We start from the raw sequence: 18,360 nt of genomic DNA, 5'->3' as shown, positions 1-18,360 counted from the left end.
AGGCTCACCGCGCTCCCGCGGAAAGCGAGCTATTCCCCGCAGCCCTCATCCACTCAACAAAAGTCTCGAAAGTGAGTCTTCAAGAAACCTGCCATATAGTTGAACAATAAGCATAAAAAATAAGCCCGGATGCTTAATTCCGGGCTTATTTTCAGAATTGTTTCACGTGAAACATTTATAATACGAAGGTGGCGAGGGTTTGTTGGACTTCTTCAATTGGGCTGTCTTTTTTGAAGAGTTTCCCAATCGGTTCATTCGTTCCAGAGATCCAAATTTTTAATTCGGAATCAAGGTCAAAGCTGCCTGCTGTCTCAACACTAAAGTGAGTGATACTTTTATAAGGAATGGAATGGTATTCGACCTTCTTCCCCGTCATGCCCTGCTTATCGATAAGCAGTAAGCGGCGGTCTGTGAAAATGAATGAATCTCTCAGAACTTTGTACCCGCTTTGAACGTTTTCCCCTTCAATAAGAATGCCCTCAAGCTCTCTTTCAATTTTATCGACATCCACCTGACTGGCATTTCCCATCAGACCATCTAAAAAACCCATCGGTATCCCTCCTATTTCATTAAACGTAATAACATAGCTTCACATGGGTCGAGTTCTATGGTTAATACATTGTTTTTTGAACTGAAAATCCGCTTTTTGTTTTCCAGGCTCTGCCACTTCCCTTTTTGTATTGGCAAATTGATCTCTATTTTCTTTCTTGTATTCCGATTGAATATATAAAGCATTCGCTCATCACTTGTTTTTTCATTAAAATGGTCCACACCGTTTTCTGTCCAGCGTTCGAAACCGATCACATCTTTGTCCAAGGTGAAAGACTTCCAATGACCGGTCCGGAGAGCGGTATGCTCTTTCCTCCACTCTCCGATTTTTTTATACCAATCCAGCAGTTCTTCATTCTCCCGACCCCAAGGATATGGTTTGCGGTTATCAGGGTCAGCTCCGCCCGTCACCCCCGCTTCATCTCCATAGTACAAGGAAGGCACGCCCGGAAAAGCATAGAGCCATAGACTAAGAGATTTGATTTGCTTGATGATGAGTTTCTCTGCTTCCTCTTGACTAAAATCATCTGGAAGATAGTCTTCCAACATCGTTTGGATTCTCTCTACATCGTGACTGGAAAGCATATTCATGACGGCATAGAAATACTCTTTCGGATAATGTTCGCTTAACGTCATAAGTCGGCGGTGAACAGTATATGCATCCATTTCACCCTTCATGAAGTCCAGCATCAATCGGCGCATGGGGTAGTTCATCACGGAATCAAGAACGCCACCCAAGAAGTAGTCCCGTCGTTTTCCGTAAGCTGTTTTGTTAGAAGCATCCTCCCAAACTTCCCCAAGGAGGACACTCGATTCATCTTTCTTCTTCAACTGACTATAGATTTGGCTGATCAAATCATCAGTCAGTTCATCAGCTACATCCAAGCGCCAGTTTTTCATTCCTGATTGCTGCCATGTCTTAATGACACTCTCTTCATCATGGATGAGGAAATCCTGATAGTCCTCATTTTCTTTATTCAATGTCGGAAGCGTCCCGACGCCCCACCAGGCATCATATTCATCCGGATAATGGTGGAAGGTGTACCAGCTGTAGTACGGGGAATTTTTAGATTGGTACGCGCCGAGAGAATCATACTTTCCTTCTCGATTAAAATAAATACTGTTGCTTCCAGTATGACTAAAAACCCCGTCCAGCATGATTTCAATACCTCTATCAGCCGCTTCCTTGATCAATGTTTCCAAGTCTTCTTTCGTACCGAGGAGAGGATCGATTTTGTGGTAATCGCCTGTATCATAGCGGTGGTTGCTTTCCGCTTCGAATATCGGATTCAAATAAATAACCGATACCCCTAAACCTTCAATATAATCAAGTTTTTCAGTGATTCCTTTTAGGTTTCCGCCGAAAAAGTCCCAACGAATGACTTCCCCCCGTTCATTTCGAATGTAGACCGGATCGTTTTCCCAATGGGCATGCACCAAACTCGTCTCAGGTGCTTTCTCCATTTCGAGCTCTCCTGCCGTATAAAAACGGTCCGGGAAGATTTGATACATCGTCGCGTTTTTCCACCAATCCGGTGTTTTATATGAAGGGTCGTACACCGTAATCTGCCACGAGGGAGGGATATGATCGTACACTTTCCCCTCTCCGCTTTCGTAGCTTCTTTCCCGTCCATAATAAAGGGTCTGTTCCTCTAGAATGATTTCGAAAAAATACCAGATGAGCTGCGGCCTTTCAGGCATCCGGATGGTAGCTTCATAAGATACCTGTTGATGTTCCTGACTGCAGAGGTCCATCTCCTTCGTCTTCTCATCGTCTGTACGGTCTAAGATGTAGTGAAGGATAACGTGGGAAACCCTGTACCGGTCATTGATGTCAATTTTGAGCGTAACAGGAGAACCCTTCGGCGCTGCACCGAAAGGCTCTCGATAAGATTCTTCAAAACTATTATGATACATATCCTTTTGTCTCACACATCCGTCCCCCTAAATAGTACCTCACTTCAACGCCTTCACACGTTGAATGTCCCATATATCGCGGGCATATTCCTGAATGGTCCGGTCACTTGAGAAAACTCCGGATTGAGAGATATTGACAAGACTCTTTAAGTTCCACTGACGTTTGCGTTGGTAATCCTGACTCACCTTTTTCTGAGCTAATACGTAGCTGGCAAAATCCTTAAGCACAAAGTATTCATCGTTATAGGTTAATAAGGCATCATAGATCTCTTGAAAATCGGTCTCTCCTTTAGAGAACGGGCTGTAATGAATGAGCTCATCCATGATGTGACGGACACGCTCATCATTATCATAAACGTTTCGTGAAGAATAGGATCCGTTTCGATAATAGTCCCACACTTCATCAGACGTTAAACCGAAAATGTAAATGTTATCATCTCCGACAAGATCATGAATTTCCACATTGGCTCCATCCATGGTTCCAAGGGTCAATGCTCCGTTCATCATAAACTTCATGTTCCCTGTTCCTGAAGCTTCTTTTGTAGCCATTGAAATTTGTTCACTGACATTGCTCGCTGGAATAATTCTCTCTGCGATGGAAACCGAGTAGTTTGGTATGAAGACCACTTTTATATAATCCTTCACATCAGGGTCGTTATTGACCACCGATGCGATACGGTTGATAAGTTGAATCACTTTCTTTGCAAAGTGATAGCTTGGCGCTGCTTTTGCTCCGAAAAAGAAGGTTCTCGGAACAATATCAAGCGTCGGATCTGATTTCAATTCATTATATAAATGCATAATATGAAGGGCATTGAGCAATTGACGTTTATACCCGTGCAGTCGCTTGATATGAACATCAAAGATGGAGTTTGGATCTACGGTGATCCCTTGTGTGTTTTTCACCCAGTTCGCGAAGTTTACTTTGTTCTCCTGCTTGATTTCATGGAGCTTGTCAAGAAAAGCCAGGTCATCTTTATGATCAAGCAAGCGGCTCAGTTGCTTCGGTTCTTTCATCCACTCCTCACCAATAGCCTCCGTGATGACAGAGCTCAACGGACCGTTTGCGTGCATCAGCCAGCGACGGTGGGTGATCCCGTTCGTTTTATTATTAAAGCGCTCAGGAAATGTGTTATAAAAGCGCTTCATTTCACGTTCCTTCAGTATATCCGTGTGGAGTTTCGCGACTCCGTTGATACTGTGACTCCCGACAATACTCAAATGGGCCATTTTTACCTGCCCATCCGCTACGATGGCTAAATCAGCGATTCGGTCGAATTCACCAGGATAGGTTTTCCATAAACCCTGACAAAACCTTTCATTGATTTCATCGATAATCATGAAAATCCGAGGCAGCAATGAACGGACAAGCCCCACCGGCCAAGATTCGAGAGCCTCGCTTAATGTTGTGTGATTCGTATAGGAAACAGAAGACTGTGTAATCTCCCATGCTTCCTCCCAGCCAATCCCCTTTTCATCCATAAGGATCCTCATCAGTTCAGGAATGACGAGCGCCGGGTGTGTGTCATTGATATGAAGCGCTACCTTATCAGGGAACGAGGACCATGGAAGTCCCAGTCTTTCAAACGATCGCACAACCGATTGCACGCCAGAGGACACTAAGAAGTATTCCTGCTTCAAACGAAGACTCTTTCCTTCCTCTGTAGAGTCATCGGGGTAAAGGAAGTCCGAGATGGATTCGAGGGATCGCTTATGATCTAAAAAGTGACCAAAAACCCCTTCCTTTTCCGCTTTTGTCATCGTATCCTCCACCGTGGGTTCAGCGGACCAGAGCCTTAAGGTATTCACTGTATCGTTATGGTAACCGACAACAGGTACATCGTAAGGGACGGCCTGGATTGGCTCATAGTTTTCATATTTGAAATGGAGTTTTCCATCTTTATCTCTTGTCGATGACACATTTCCACCAAAGCGAACTTCAATCGCATCTTCAGGGCGACGGACCTCCCAGATGAATTCTTTTGAAAGCCAATAATCCGGGAATTCCACCTGTTTTCCATCAATGATATGCTGATCGAACATTCCATATCGGTACCGGAGACCATAGCCATGCCCAGCTAATTCTAAAGAAGCAAGGGAATCAAGAAAACAAGCAGCTAATCGTCCTAAGCCGCCATTACCAAGACCAGCATCACTTTCCTTTTTTTCGAGTTCCGATAAAGACAGCCCGAGATCCGCTAATCCTTCTTCAACAAGCGAAAGTACGTCTAAATTCAATAAATTATTGCCGAGCAGACGTCCCATTAAAAATTCCATGGAAAAGTAATACACCTGCTTGGTTTTATTTGTTTTGTACTCCCGGTTCGTCTTCAGCCAATCTTTATTGATCTTCTCACGGATCAAAGCCCCAAGCGCCCGGTACGTATCGAATTCGGATGCTGTGTCTATGGTCTTACCAAACTTACTCTCTAACTGCGCTTTGAACTCTGACTTGAATTCTTCTTTGTCACTGAACATCACCATGAAGGTTCCTCCTATCACCCCTGCTAACGAAACATGGATTGATAAAGATCCATATATTGATCAGCAGAGTTTTTCCATGTGAACTTACTCTTGCAAATGTTCTTCACAAGATTCTGCCAAGCAGCAGGTTCCTGATAGAATTCCAGAGCTCTGCGAATGGTGTACAGCATGTCATGGGCGTTGTAGTTGGTAAACGTAAATCCGTTCCCTTCTCCTGTCTCTTCATTATATGGCTGAACGGTGTCCGCGAGTCCTCCCGTTTCTCTTACAATTGGAGCAGCCAAATATCGTAAAGCTATCAACTGGCCGATGCCACATGGCTCAAAACGGGACGGCATGAGAAATAGATCGCTCGCCGCATAAATCTGTCTGGAAAAAGGTTCTGAAAAACGAATATTCGTAGACATTTTTTCTGGGTGTCGGTGCTGGGCCCACTGGAGCATTTGTTCATATTGGTATTCTCCTGTACCAAGTAAGACGATCTGAACGTCATCGTCATGTAATAACTCATCGATGACCCGACCAATCAAATCGAATCCTTTTTGCTCCACCAGCCTGGAAACGATGCCAATCATTGGAACATCTTTTCTGACTGGCAAACCAAGCTCCGCCTGCAGCCACATTTTGTTTTGGGCTTTCTTGATTAAAGAACTGCGATAAGGAAACGCCAGGGCATCATCTTTCATAGGGTTATAGTTTTGATCATCGATGCCGTTGACGATCCCGATTAATTCATCAGTACGTTTTCGTAACACTCCATCTAGGTTTTCCCCATAATAAGGCGTTTGAATCTCTTTTGCGTAAGTTTCACTGACCGTTGTAATGAAGTCCGCGTAATTCAAGGCCCCTTTCATGAAATTGATGTCCCCGAAAAATTCAAACGCATCTTCTGTCATCATATTCTCATCAAAGTCCATCAAATCATGAAGCACGGATTGGGCAAATACGCCTTGATACTTCAAATTATGGATGGTAAAAACGGTTTTCATACCTTGAAGTTTTTCAACTTCCTTATAGTGGGTATGTAAGTAAACCGGAATCAACCCTGTCTGCCAGTCGTGGCAATGCAAAACATCAGGCGTCCAGTCCATCTCACAGACCCAATCCATCACGGCACGATTGAAGAATACGAATCGCTCCGCTTCATCATCATATCCGTATAAATTAGAACGCTTGAAATAATACTCGTTATCTATGAAATACACAGGAATGCCTTCATATTTAATATATTCGATTCCAGCATATTGACTGCGCCAGCCAAGCTGTACATTCATTTCACCCAGATGTTCCAGCTGTTCTTTCCAGTGATCATCCATGTTTTCATATTTCGGCAGGACGACCCTGACATCCGCGCCCTGATTTTTTAAGGCATGAGGTAGAGAACCTAAAACATCAGCCAGACCACCTGTTTTAATAAAAGGGGTACACTCAGAACCAATCATCAAAACATTCACGTTTTACCCACTCCTTTAATTTTATTCGTTCAAAACATGTTCAAAACATCACGAATGAGCTGATTACATGAAAAGGACTGTCAGAGTGATGAAATCCGGACAGTCCCTTCATGGGGGTATTACATTGTTCTTCTTTTTGCTACGACATACGGCTTCTCTGGAGCACCGATTAATGTCTTTCCGTTTGAAATGTTGCAATCTTTATCGAGAATGACGTTTTCTAAAACGGCATTGCTATCAATTTCACAGCGTTGCATAATAATTGAGTTTTTGATGACGGCTCCTTCAGCGACTTTCACACCACGGAAGAGAATGCTGTCTTCGACATGACCTTCAATAACACATCCATTTGCGACCATCGTATTGGAAACGTTGGAAGTAACGGTATAGTTGGAAGGCGCCTCATTTTTAACTTTAGTGAACACGGGAGCATCGTCTTTGAACAACTCATCATGATCTTCGGGATTCAACAGCTTCGCACTGTTGCGGTAGTAGCTTTCAACAGAGTTCACCAGGGCATGACCACCATGGTATTCATACGCATGGATATTAATCTCAGGTAGTTTCGCTTTAATCCCGTCTAAGAAAAAGTGGGAGCATCCATGGGCAATGCACTTCTCGATCAAGTTGTATAAGAGATCTTTCTCAATGATGTACATATCCATGTACACATTCTTATTGCTATGATCATTGTGGATCGCTGTCACCCGGTTGTCTTCATCCACGTCAAGCTTGTGAGCTCGTTGGTGCTCGGGATAAAGTTCATCCACTTTTTTGTAGATAACCGTAACATCTGCACCAGAACTCTTATGTTCTTGCAGCACATCCTGATAATTGATGTTGCAGATATGCTGTGAACCTGAGACAACAATATAGTTGGCTAACGTACGATTGATAAAATCGATATTGTTGTGGAAATGCTGCAAATCGCCACGTGAAATGTCTGTTGGATCATTCCAGTCTGGAGGAAGGATGAACAGCCCGCCACGCTTGCGGTCCAAGTCCCAAGCTTTCCCCTGCTCCAAATGATCCATCAGGGAGCGGTATTTCCTACGCGCAAATACCGCTACGGATTCAATTCGGGAATTCGTCATATTTGAAATGGCAAAGTCGATCATCCGGTAACGTCCCGCAAATGGTACGGCTGCGCCACAACGGAAATAGGTCAACTCATCCAACATGTCTTGTTCGTGATCTAAGTTTATGATTCCTGCTATACGATCCATAAAATCCTCCCTTTAACTATTGGTAGCATAACTTGTGGCAAGGACACTGCCTTCATCTGCCACGAGTGTGATTTCACTTTCTGGTGACGGGTCGCCGATGACTGCCCCATCCTCAATGACGCTTCCTTTCGAAATGATGGCCCTGTGAATCTTCACATTTTTACCGATTTTCACATCAGGCATGATGACACTATCTTTGACAACGGAAGATTCATCCACATGCACCCCATAGAAGATAATCGAAGTATCTACAGTTCCCTTGATGCGGCAGCCCTCATTGATCAATGCATTTCTCACATGAGCCGTCGGCGCGATATATTGGGGCGGCTGATTCGGGTTCTTCGAGTAAATGCGCCACTTTGAATCGTTCAAATCCAGTTCAGGCTCCCTCTTCAGAAGATCCATGTTCGCTTCCCAAAGGCTGTCGATCGTACCGACATCCTTCCAGTAACCTTCGAATGTGTAAGCCATTAATTTTTTATAATCGTAAAGAAGAGCGGGAATAATGTCTTTCCCAAAGTCATGGGAGGAATTTTCTTTTTCTGCATCTTCAATCAGGTACTGTTTCAACACATCCCAACGGAAAATGTAGACACCCATAGACGCCAGATTGCTCTTCGGATTCGCAGGTTTTTCATCAAACTCAGTAATTCTTCCATCTCCATCCGTGTTCATAATGCCAAAACGGTTCGCATCCTCCCACGGTACTTCGATAACTGAAATGGTTGCATCGGCGCCAGATCCTTTATGATAATCAAGCATTGCGCCGTAATCCATCTTATAAATGTGGTCTCCAGACAGCACAAGAACGTGTTCTGGTTCATATTGATTCAAAAACTTCAAGTTACGGTAAATAGCGTTGGCTGTACCTGTATACCAGCCTCCACCTTCTGCCTGCATGAATGGAGGCAGAACAGAAACACCCCCGTATTTACGGTCAAGATCCCATGTGTCCCCAATGCCAATATAGTCATTCAAAATTAAGGGCTCATACTGGGTAAGGACACCAACTGTGTCGATCCCTGAATTCGTACAATTGCTTAATGGAAAGTCGATGATTCTATATTTTCCGCCAAAGTAAACAGCAGGTTTTGCAATTTGTTTAGTTAATGACTTCAGTCTGGTTCCTTGGCCGCCAGCCAGAAGCATTGCTACACACTCTTTATTTTTCATGATTTTCCTCCTTGGATACTGAAGTTCTTTTCAAGAAGCTCACACCGAGCGGGGGAATCGTCATGGTAATATGCTGATCCTGTCCTTGCCATGGGGAAGGTACGCTGTCTAAAGGCAGACCGTTCGTCTGCCCAGAACCTCCGAAATGTTCCGCGTCGCTCGAAAAGATCTCTTTATATGAGCCGTGTTTCGGTACTCCTACTCTATAATCATGATAGACTTCTGGAGTAAAGTTGCAGACGACCACTAGTTGGTCATTCGATGTACGGCTGTTGCGGACAAATGAGATGATGCTCTGCTCATAGTTGTTGGCATCGATCCACATGAAGCCTTCTTCCTTATGATCGAGTTCCCATAAGGCCGGCATATCCTGATACAATTGGTGCAACTGTTTCGTATAATCCAATATGGAGGCGTGGGAATCATAATCCAATAGCTCCCAATCCAAATCCTCTAAATCTTTCCACTCATCGAACTGTCCGAATTCACCTCCCATAAACATGAGTTTCTTCCCTGGGTGGGCATACATGTAGGCGAGAAAGGCCCGCAGGTTCGCAAATTTCTGCCAGTAATCACCCGGCATTTTATTTAACAACGATTTCTTGCCATGAACGACTTCATCATGAGAAATCGGTAATACAAAATTCTCGGAAAAAGCATAGAACAAAGAGAAAGTAATCAAGTTATGGTGGTATTTCCTATGAATAGGATCCATCTCCATATACTTGAGCATGTCATTCATCCAACCCATGTTCCATTTATAATTGAAGCCAAGACCCCCGATATAGGTGGGTGCACTAACGAGTGGCCATGATGTAGACTCTTCGGCCATCATCAATACATCTGGGGTTTCCTCAAAAATGGCTTCGTTCATTTTTTTGATAAACGATACGGCTTCCAAGTTTTCACGGCCGCCGTACTCATTCAGCTCCCATTCGCCATCTTCCTTGCCGAAGTCCAAGTAAAGCATGCTAGCCACGGCATCGACCCGCAGGCCATCGAGATGGTATTCTTTCAGCCAGTAGATCGCGTTCGAAATAAGGAAGCTCTGAACTTCGTTTCTAGCAAAATCAAACGTAAGCGTACCCCACTGCGTTTTCTCAGCTTTACTAGGGTTTGCATATTCATAGAGAGCTTCTCCATCAAACCGGCGTAACCCGTGTGCGTCCTTACAAAAATGACCCGGCACCCAATCCAATATGACACCGATCCCATATTTATGACACTGGTCGACAAAATATTTAAAGTCATCCGGGGTTCCATAGCGGGAGGTGACAGAAAAGTACCCGGTCGCCTGATAGCCCCATGAACGATCAAAGGGATGCTCCGTTAGTGGAAGGAGTTCAATATGGGTGTACCCTAAATCTTTGACGTAGGGAATCACCATCTCGGCGTAATCCCTGTAATTATAGAAGACCTCAGGTTCGATATTTTTCCATGAACCTAGATGAAGCTCGTAGATGGACATCGGAGATTCATAGGGGTTCTTCGCTTTTCTCTGTTTCATCCATTCGCCATCGCTCCAGGAGTAATTGTCCAAGGGGTAGACGACAGAAGCCGTATCAGGTCGAAGCTCGCTGGAGATTGCATATGGATCCGCTTTCAGCTGAAGATGCCCGTGCGTCGTTAATATTTCATACTTATATATCGTGCCTTTTTCAAGACCCGGAATGAAGGCGATCCAAATTCCGTTATCATTGATTTTTTCCATCGGATTCTTCCGGCCGTCCCAATCGTTGAACATCCCGACGACACTCATCTGAACCGCATGGGGAGCCCAGACGGTGAAACGAATGCCTTTCTCTCCGTTTCTCGTATCCGGATGTGCACCGAGCAGCCTGTGACTGTAACGGAGGTTTCCTTCATGGAATAAATAGATATCATGCTCTAGAGTTGTATCTTGGACCACACCATCACTCCTCTTTAAATTAGTAGATTTTTAGTTTCTGTTGATGAACAATGCAAAAAATTTACGTGTTTTGTTTTTGCCTATATTCATCATAAAATCAGGAAACCTCTTTTACAATTGCTATTAATAAAAATTTTCTGAAAAGTTTTGTCGAATCGTGACGAATTTTTATACATCTTCATTATTTCCGCTTACTTTTATAACAACGTTTATAAGTAAGCGCTTGCATAAATATGTACTTCCCTCTTCCTTTTATGGAAAAACCTTACTAAGACAAAAGATTCCAAATATAGGACTTTTATAGTGATTATTCATTTTGTGATTGTCGTTTAGTTGCTGGGCCTCTGTTTATTCCTCCCCCTACATAGTAAAAGCGTTTTCCGCCTTCAAAGATGAAAAGTACACTCCGTACCTGGTGTAGATTCATTTTAGTCAACGGGTGTGGGATGAAAAGGAAAGAATCAAGTAATTACGGCGTAGCGGATCAATTCTATCTATGTTTTTTCTACTTTCCCAATACAGAAAGAATACGCCCTTCCTTCCCTTTTAAGGAAAAGGAACGATCTTTTGAATTCACATAAACTTCTAATGTGTATAGTGTTTCATTGAAATAGATTAGTGGTATAGCATTACAAGAATTAAAGGGTCAGCTGGAGGTAGAAACTCCATTGGCTTTTTCTCTATTGGCAGGAAGCAGGTAGAGAAATCCTTAAAACATAAAAGAGGTGAAGAGTCATGTCATTAGCGGGAATCAGTTTACTCATCATCGCGATAGCCTTTGCATTCATAGCCATTTTCGTTGTGAAAACACTGAAAGCTGCATCGAGTACGATGACGAGCGTTTCACAGACGTTAGAAAAAGTCGAAGGACAAATGCAGGGCATCACTACAGAATCGGAAAGTTTACTTAAGAAAACGAATCACATCGCTTCAGATATTGAAACGAAAACCAAGACGCTTGATGGTCTGATGGATGCCCTCGGCAATGTCGGTACAACGGTGGGGCATGTGAACCAGTCCATCCAGGGCGTTTCTGAGAGTGTGGCGCATGCTTCTCATGAAAGAGACGAAAAAGTAACAAAAGCACTCCGTTGGGGGGATGCAGCAATTGAACTGTACCTGAAATGGAAGAGAAAAAAAGTACAATAAAGAAGAGAGGTTTTTCAGATGGACTTTTTAGGAATCGGTGTTCTCATTATCGGAATCGCCTTTGCGATTGTTTCCATTTTCCTTATAAAAGCATTGAACAACTTGGCAGGGGTCCTTGGCGGCGTTAAAAAAACAGTCGATCAACTGCCGGAGCAACTGGATTCTGTCATGAAAGAGACGACAGGTGTCCTGCACCAAAGTAACGATACATTAGCAGACGTCAATGAAAAGATCCGGGCGCTCAGTCCTCTTTTCTATATCGTAGGGGATATCGGTGAGTCTTCCAGGAAGCTTACGTCCTCTCTTGTTGACATGACATATTCACTGAAGCAGACGACACATGAAGGTGAACAAAAGATTAACGAAGAAGGTTGGCGCGGCGTTTACGGAGCTCTTGCTTTGACCTATTACTTTTCACAGAAACGAAAAGCACTCAAGACCGCTCAAGTGGAGACGACCTCCTCATGAAGGCACTCGAATGGATGATCGGCATCGTGGCCGGGTTCTTCGGTGGAATAGCTTTGAGAATATGGAGGAAGGAACCATCCATTTCAAAGATGAAGTATGACCGCAAAAAAGAGGAGTTTTATAATACAGGTAGAAATCAATATGAAGACATTCAATCGACGAAAGAAAAACTACGCATGGAAGCTCAAAAAAATTTAAAAACCGAAAGGGGAATTTCCTAATGGAAAACCAAAATGTAAACCAGCAGCCACAAACACAAACACCTAAAAAAAGAGGCAACAAAAAACTGCCTGTTGCGATCTTAACAGGAGCATTAATTGGCGGGGCTTTTATTCTAATTAAAGACCCTAAAGAAAGAAAACGTCTGAAAGAGGGTACACGTTCCACAAAAGACGCGGTTTCTGATTATGCTTCGGAAGTGAAAGAAGATCCATCCGCGAAAAAAGATGACCTGGTCACACGCGTCCGCAATGTGGTGAACATTGTAAGTGAGGCAGCTGCAACTGTTCAAGATGTATTTAACAACCAAGGAAAAGAAATTGCTGATAAAGCGAAAGATATTAAAGAAGAGTCTGAAGAGATCATAAACACAGCCAAAGATGCAGGAGAAGATCTGCAGGAAGTTGGCGATAAAGCCAGAGAAGCGAAGGACGAGCTTAGAGAAGATTCCGAAGAGGAAAATGCAACGGTACCTCAAGAAAAAGTCGTAGAGGTCAATCCTCAACGCTAATTCTATATTACATGAATGAAGCCCTGCGCAATGGCGCAGGGCTTCTCATTTTTCACGACAAAGAAGGAGGAAGCACTGGTTCGCTTCTTCAGATCTAATCTGTAAGTTCCGTCAACTGTTGAGAAGAGGCTGCCACTTTATAAACCGCGTCATTGATTTCCTCAATCACCTGAGCGAATTGTTCCAGCTCTGCTTCAATCCCTGCATTATACATCTTGTTCTGACCCATCGCAGATACGATTTCTGTAAAAAACTGATTGATTTGACCCATGCTGTCTGCACCTTCAGAAATCATGGTGTTGATGTTTCCAACGTTACTTGAAACGTTATGAATCTGCCCACTGGTAGTGGAAATCAAATCTGAAACTTCTGCAACTGAGTTCTGAGTCTGCTCAGACAACTTCCGTACCTCATTCGCGACTACAGTAAATCCTGCACCATGCTCACCAGCTCGTGCAGCTTCAATTGACGCATTCAGTGAAAGTAAATTCGTCTGCTCTGCAATGGAAGAAACAATGGTTACAATTTTACTGATCTCCTCAGCTACATGCTTTAATTTTTCCATGTCACCAGATATTTCATTGATGTTTTCCTGAATCTGATTCATTTGCTTTTGTTGAATTTCCAGGCGCTGCTTCCCATCCATCGACTGCTGCTCCACTTGTTGAGCGACTTGAGAACCTTTCTTCGAATCCCCTACAATTTTATCTGTCTGTTCCGTCAACTGTTCTGTAGAAGCACTCGCCTGTTGAGAGACAGCGGCAACCTCTTCAGACAACTGATCCACTCGACGGTACGCCTCTTCTCTTCTCTCCACTTCAATCTGCCGGAGTTCCTCTGCTTCTTCCTGGTACATTTCAAGTACGAGCTGCTGCTCAATATTTAAAATTTTGGTCGTTGCACGAGTGGCCTCCCCATAATGCTCTCGTGGAAGATCCTGTTCATAAATATCCATGAACGATAATAAAAGGTCCTGGAAAGCAGACATGTACCATTTCGGTTCCAGTCCAATTTTCAAATGGACAGCTGCAATCCTTTTCCTTTTTTCAATAAAGGTGGTATCAATCGTACCGTTGAACATTTCCTGAATATGAACTTTCAATGTTTGTTTTAAACGATCGACAGAACTGTGGTCATTGATAATCCGTTCTAAAGAAGGTTCATGTTCCAAGTTTCTATAAAATCGGGGTACGATTTGATCGATATGATTGCTGATTATTGGCTTTAATGATTGCAGGATCGCCAAATCCTGTTCACTAAAATGAACCATTTCGAACTGTGTATGTAGATCAGAATCTTCCGGTATGTTAATTACACCTATATTTCCTACCCCAAGTGGTCTAACTTCCTCTTTTTTCTTTGTCATGAATAAACCCATGTTCATCCCCCTTAAGTTGACTCTCTCTTCTAGTAATATCGACTTAAACGACCGAACAGTTAAGCAAGATTCTACTTCTTCCACAAACACTCCCTTTAGTTGAAGACTCAGTTTCGAGATGTTCGTGTGATTTTAGGGGCTCCGGGAAAAGGTTTGCTTTCCATGGGGCGGGCGGTGAGCGTGTCGGGGAAAATCCTGCCATATAGTTGAAGTGCATGGGTTTTGAATAAGAATAAAATCCCCCATACAGCATGAAAGCTGTATGGGGGATTTGGTTACGCGTCAGCGTTGTATCCCAAACGCTCACGGTCGATGTACTCATTCGGAACTTCTCCGAAATGTGTACTGTGGTTTTTGAATTGAGCTTTCCGGCCATTCCGGTGCTCGCCATGGCTCTTTCTTTCCTTGAACTGGCGATCCGGCTTTTTTTCCTTGTTGCCCATCCTAATCACCTCGTGTAAAACATAATGTCTTACACGGTTATTATGTTTCGAACTCTCAAATTTATTCATGAACTTGAAAAGAGGGTTCGTGTGCCCCCCATTTCTCTAAATGCCTGCGGAATAAGTCCATGATGATTAAATGAGCTTTAGCCTGGGTGTATTTATATAAGAACCACGGCAATGAGGGCATATAGTCATGAATGGCTACAATGGCTTCATTTTTCCCAGGGATTTTCCTGAATTCAAGTCTTCCCCTTACGTTTTTTTCTTTGTTGGTCAACCGTCCGCCAGATATATAATATAAGGCACGGTCCATTGTACTTCTCTCTGCAGAGTATGTGAATTCAAGAAGCGGTATATCGTTAAAAATCACCCCTATTTGGCAACCATGGGTTTCATCTACGGTCGTTTTCACCCATGGATTCAATACCTTTTCCAGCCACTTCACATAATACTTCCCAATCCAGTCTGCAGAATGGCCGTGAGGGATCGGAATACGCTGAACAGAGCGGACATCATCCTGCATAGCAGGGAGGTTAGGTCTTATCGGTTTCCCTTTGTTTTGTTTTTCTTCCTCTTTAAGTGCCCACTCTGCCGCTTCCTCGAAGCAGGTATTTCCTTCACTAATTCCGGCCACTTTATTTTGGGAATGGGTAACCATTGGATGAATAAGGCTTTCAATGAGTGGGTATACCATTTCTTTTGGTGCACCCGTCACGAGCCTCACCCATAATTTAGACAAATCAATAGTCAAAAAAGGGACATGGATCATAAAAGGTTTCCTTCCCATAACGCCCGCGACTTTTTCCATCATCTCTTCATAAGTCATTACATCCGGCCCCCCAACGTCTATCGAACGCCCTTTTAAGCTCTCATCACCGATGCTTTGATTAAGCGATCCGATTACATCCGGTAAGGCTATTGGCTGTGTTTTTGTTTTCGTCCATTGCGGGAGAACCATAAAAGGGAGGCGCTTGACTAACTTCTTCAATATCGGAAAAGAAGACCCTCTCGGGCCGACAATAAGTCCTGCCCGGATCGTTGTCACAGGCACTCCATAAGCCCCTAGAATCTTTTCTACTTCAAGGCGGCTCTTCAAATGACGGGAAAGTCCTGGTTCGTCTTCAGGAATAATCCCGCTCAAATAAACGATTTGCTTAACGCCCCTTTTTTTAGCCGCCTGTGCGAAATTATCAGCAAGGATGACATCCATATCTTCAAAAGTTCCCTGGGTCAACTTGGCCGAGGGCATCATTGAGTGTACAAGATATACAGCGATATCTGCTCCATCCAGTCCTTCTTCCGCATCAGCCATTGAGTATAGATCGCATGATCGCCAGGTCACTTGGTCACTATTTTCCTTTTCATCTCCATTCCTCGATAAAGCGATGATGTCAGAACGGTCTTTCAGCTTTTCCATCAAGTTTTGTCCTATATATCCACTCGCCCCAGCAAGAGCGACGACAGTTTTTTTCTTCACATCCGCCACTTCCTTTTCGTTTTTTAAACGTAGTACCCTCAGCCTCTTCGTATGTAACACCTATCCTTTGAGTAATACTTTACAATATGGCAGGATTGTAGAAGGCTCGATTTCAAGATAACTGAGTTTTTTGCTATAGAAAGGCTTCCCTTCCATTCGAGGAATGTGAGTAACTATCCCCCTCTACAATATGGAAGATAAATTAAGGGATTTGTGGAAGACTTTGATTAAGAGTGAGTAATTGGTAAGCAATACCGTTGACATCCTTGTCCACATGAATTATCTTACCTTAGTAAACCTCAGTAATCCAATCAGCATTATGCTGTTTAAAATATTATGGAAAAGGAGGGGTTCACCATGAGTAAGTTGTGGAGAATCTATACACAAACATCATTGATTAAAAAAATCACCGTAGCCTTGATACTCGGTGTATCCGCCGGTCTCCTCTTCGGAGAAGACGCAGCTGTCCTGGCCCCTTTTGGTGACCTATTGCTCCGTCTCTTGAAATTTATCATTGTCCCATTGATCCTGTTCACCCTTATTGTCGGAATTAATCAGACGAACATTGGTTCATTAGGACGCATGGGAGGAAAGGTCTTCCTCTATTATCTGGGGACTTCTGCTCTTGCCATTTTAGTAGGCGTATCCGTGGCTACTTTGTTTAATCCTGGTACAGGGATGAGTCTTGGTAATGAAACCGTTGAGGTTCCTGAAAACCCCGGCTTCACGAGCGTACTCTTAAACATCGTTCCTGAGAATATTCTTACAGCGTTAACAGAAATGAACTTGCTTGGAATAATCTTCACTGCGATTGTCTTTGGTTTAGCACTTTCTTACATGCGTTCTACCAACGCTTATCAAAGTTTGGGAGGCCACTTATACAAAGTCATAGATGGTTTGAATGAGGCGACGTTAATCGTTATGAAGGGGATCCTCCAATATGTCCCCGTCGGTATTTTTGCAATCATCGCTGAAGTAATCGGTACACAAGGGGCGAACACACTGCTGGAATTAGGCAGCTTCGTCGGCGTCCTTTATATAGGTTTACTTGTACAATTAGCTATTTATATTGTTTTCCTATTTGTAAGTAAACGAAAGCCGACTGCTTTTTTCAAAGAGGCTCGAACGGCGATGCTAACAGCCTTTGTTACACAGAGCAGTTCTGGTACGCTTCCAGTCACATTAAATGCTGCGAAAAACCTGGGATTGAATAAAAGCTTGTATGGCTTCAGCCTTCCACTAGGAGCGACGATCAATATGGACGGTGCAGCCATTCGTATTGCCGTATCTGCCGTCTTCGCTGCCAATATTATCGGGGATCCATTAAGCTTTGTATCCATCCTTCAGATCGTGCTTGTTGGAACACTCGCTTCTGTCGGAACAGCCGGAGTTCCAGGTGCCGGAATCATCATGATTGCGACTGTGTTCTCTCAAGTCGGACTGCCTATGGAAGCAGTGGCCCTTCTTGCATCTGTTGATGTTCTGATCGGTATGGGGGCCACAGCCCTAAACGTAACCGGCGATCTTGTCGGAACTTCACTCATTAACAAAACAGAAAAAAACCAATCCTAAAACCTGAAACCCTCCGTCCTATACAGACGGAGGGTTTTTTTGCTATATGGCAGTATTGTGGAGGTCTTAGTTTCGAGACTTTTGTTGAGTGGATGGGGCTGCGGGGAATGACTCGCTTTCAGCGGGAGCGCGGTGAACCTCCTCAGGCTGGCGCCTTGCGGGGTCTCACCTAGCACTCTTTTCCCGCAGGAGTCTCGCCATTCCCCTCCGCCCCTTGGCCCAATATGATTCTCGAAACCACTACTTAGAAAAATCAGCTTGTGTGGTTATGAGAAGTGAATAATATAAACTTTACTCCATTGACGTTTAGCATACGCAAATGCTTGATACAACGCACTAAATGCCAGCCCAGGGGAGAAGATTTGGTACCTTACTTATGAATACAGGTGTTTGAATCATCCACTTCCTTCAACCATTTAAGCTGACCC

15 protein-coding genes are annotated in these 18,360 nt (G+C 43.6%); 5 read left to right on the top strand and 10 right to left on the bottom strand.

What is annotated here, in order from left to right:
- Positions 1-175 precede the first annotated feature (175 nt).
- The 7 genes from J0K78_RS09430 to glgB form a co-directional block, all read right to left on the bottom strand.
- On the bottom strand, positions 176-550 hold the full coding sequence (locus J0K78_RS09430; RefSeq protein WP_206946441.1) for a PH domain-containing protein: 375 nt from the start codon (positions 548-550) through the stop codon (positions 176-178).
- A gap of 11 nt (positions 551-561) precedes the next feature.
- The gene (locus tag J0K78_RS09425) at positions 562-2,481 is read right to left on the bottom strand and encodes a glycoside hydrolase family 13 protein (protein WP_206946440.1); all 1,920 of its coding nucleotides are present in this window, start codon (positions 2,479-2,481) and stop codon (positions 562-564) included.
- A gap of 24 nt (positions 2,482-2,505) precedes the next feature.
- Complete coding sequence (locus tag J0K78_RS09420) at positions 2,506-4,944, bottom strand: glycogen/starch/alpha-glucan phosphorylase (RefSeq protein ID WP_160911795.1); 2,439 nt, start codon at positions 4,942-4,944, stop codon at positions 2,506-2,508.
- Positions 4,945-4,973: 29 nt separating this feature from the next.
- The gene (gene glgA, locus J0K78_RS09415) at positions 4,974-6,404 is read right to left on the bottom strand and encodes a glycogen synthase GlgA (protein ID WP_160910607.1); all 1,431 of its coding nucleotides are present in this window, start codon (positions 6,402-6,404) and stop codon (positions 4,974-4,976) included.
- A 119-nt stretch (positions 6,405-6,523) separates the two neighbouring features.
- Positions 6,524-7,630, bottom strand: a complete 1,107-nt coding sequence (gene glgD, locus J0K78_RS09410) for a glucose-1-phosphate adenylyltransferase subunit GlgD (protein WP_206946439.1) — start codon at positions 7,628-7,630, stop codon at positions 6,524-6,526.
- Positions 7,631-7,642: 12 nt separating this feature from the next.
- Positions 7,643-8,803, bottom strand: a complete 1,161-nt coding sequence (locus tag J0K78_RS09405; protein WP_242517805.1) for a glucose-1-phosphate adenylyltransferase — start codon at positions 8,801-8,803, stop codon at positions 7,643-7,645.
- Positions 8,793-10,712, bottom strand: a complete 1,920-nt coding sequence (glgB, locus tag J0K78_RS09400; RefSeq protein ID WP_206946438.1) for a 1,4-alpha-glucan branching protein GlgB — start codon at positions 10,710-10,712, stop codon at positions 8,793-8,795. Before glgB ends, J0K78_RS09405 begins: the two co-directional genes overlap by 11 nt.
- Positions 10,713-11,447: 735 nt before the next feature.
- Between glgB and J0K78_RS09395 the strand changes: the two genes are divergently transcribed.
- Genes J0K78_RS09395 through J0K78_RS09385 form a run of 4 tightly spaced genes read left to right on the top strand, consistent with a single transcriptional unit; the run spans position 11,448 to position 13,059 of the window.
- Positions 11,448-11,861 carry a DUF948 domain-containing protein gene (locus J0K78_RS09395; RefSeq protein WP_160910603.1) on the top strand — a complete coding sequence of 138 codons (414 nt, stop codon included), beginning with the start codon at positions 11,448-11,450 and terminating at the stop codon, positions 11,859-11,861.
- 18 nt (positions 11,862-11,879) lie between these two features.
- A complete protein-coding gene (locus J0K78_RS09390; RefSeq protein ID WP_160910602.1) occupies positions 11,880-12,329 on the top strand; it encodes a DUF948 domain-containing protein in 450 nt (149 codons plus the stop codon).
- Positions 12,326-12,550, top strand: coding sequence for a hypothetical protein (locus J0K78_RS20075; protein WP_242517804.1), 225 nt, complete (start codon positions 12,326-12,328; stop codon positions 12,548-12,550). The genes J0K78_RS09390 and J0K78_RS20075 overlap by 4 nt, the downstream gene beginning before the upstream one ends.
- A complete protein-coding gene (locus J0K78_RS09385; protein ID WP_242517803.1) occupies positions 12,550-13,059 on the top strand; it encodes a hypothetical protein in 510 nt (169 codons plus the stop codon). Before J0K78_RS20075 ends, J0K78_RS09385 begins: the two co-directional genes overlap by 1 nt.
- Before the next feature lie 94 nt (positions 13,060-13,153).
- On the opposite strand, the gene J0K78_RS09380 is transcribed toward J0K78_RS09385, so the two are convergent.
- From J0K78_RS09380 to J0K78_RS09370, 3 genes are all read right to left on the bottom strand, one after another.
- The gene (locus J0K78_RS09380) at positions 13,154-14,437 is read right to left on the bottom strand and encodes a globin-coupled sensor protein (RefSeq protein WP_206946437.1); all 1,284 of its coding nucleotides are present in this window, start codon (positions 14,435-14,437) and stop codon (positions 13,154-13,156) included.
- Between the two features lie 275 nt (positions 14,438-14,712).
- Positions 14,713-14,880, bottom strand: coding sequence for a hypothetical protein (locus J0K78_RS09375; protein WP_202412326.1), 168 nt, complete (start codon positions 14,878-14,880; stop codon positions 14,713-14,715).
- A 61-nt stretch (positions 14,881-14,941) separates the two neighbouring features.
- Positions 14,942-16,360, bottom strand: coding sequence for an NAD(P)H-binding protein (locus tag J0K78_RS09370; RefSeq protein WP_206946436.1), 1,419 nt, complete (start codon positions 16,358-16,360; stop codon positions 14,942-14,944).
- Between the two features lie 357 nt (positions 16,361-16,717).
- Between J0K78_RS09370 and J0K78_RS09365 the strand changes: the two genes are divergently transcribed.
- On the top strand, positions 16,718-17,932 hold the full coding sequence (locus J0K78_RS09365) for a dicarboxylate/amino acid:cation symporter (RefSeq protein ID WP_206946435.1): 1,215 nt from the start codon (positions 16,718-16,720) through the stop codon (positions 17,930-17,932).
- The last annotated feature ends 428 nt before the right edge of the window (positions 17,933-18,360 follow it).

The organism is Halobacillus sp. GSS1 (genome assembly GCF_017307035.1).
GTDB lineage: Bacteria > Bacillota > Bacilli > Bacillales > Halobacillaceae > Halobacillus > Halobacillus litoralis.
This window is presented reverse-complemented; position numbering and strand designations above follow the sequence as displayed.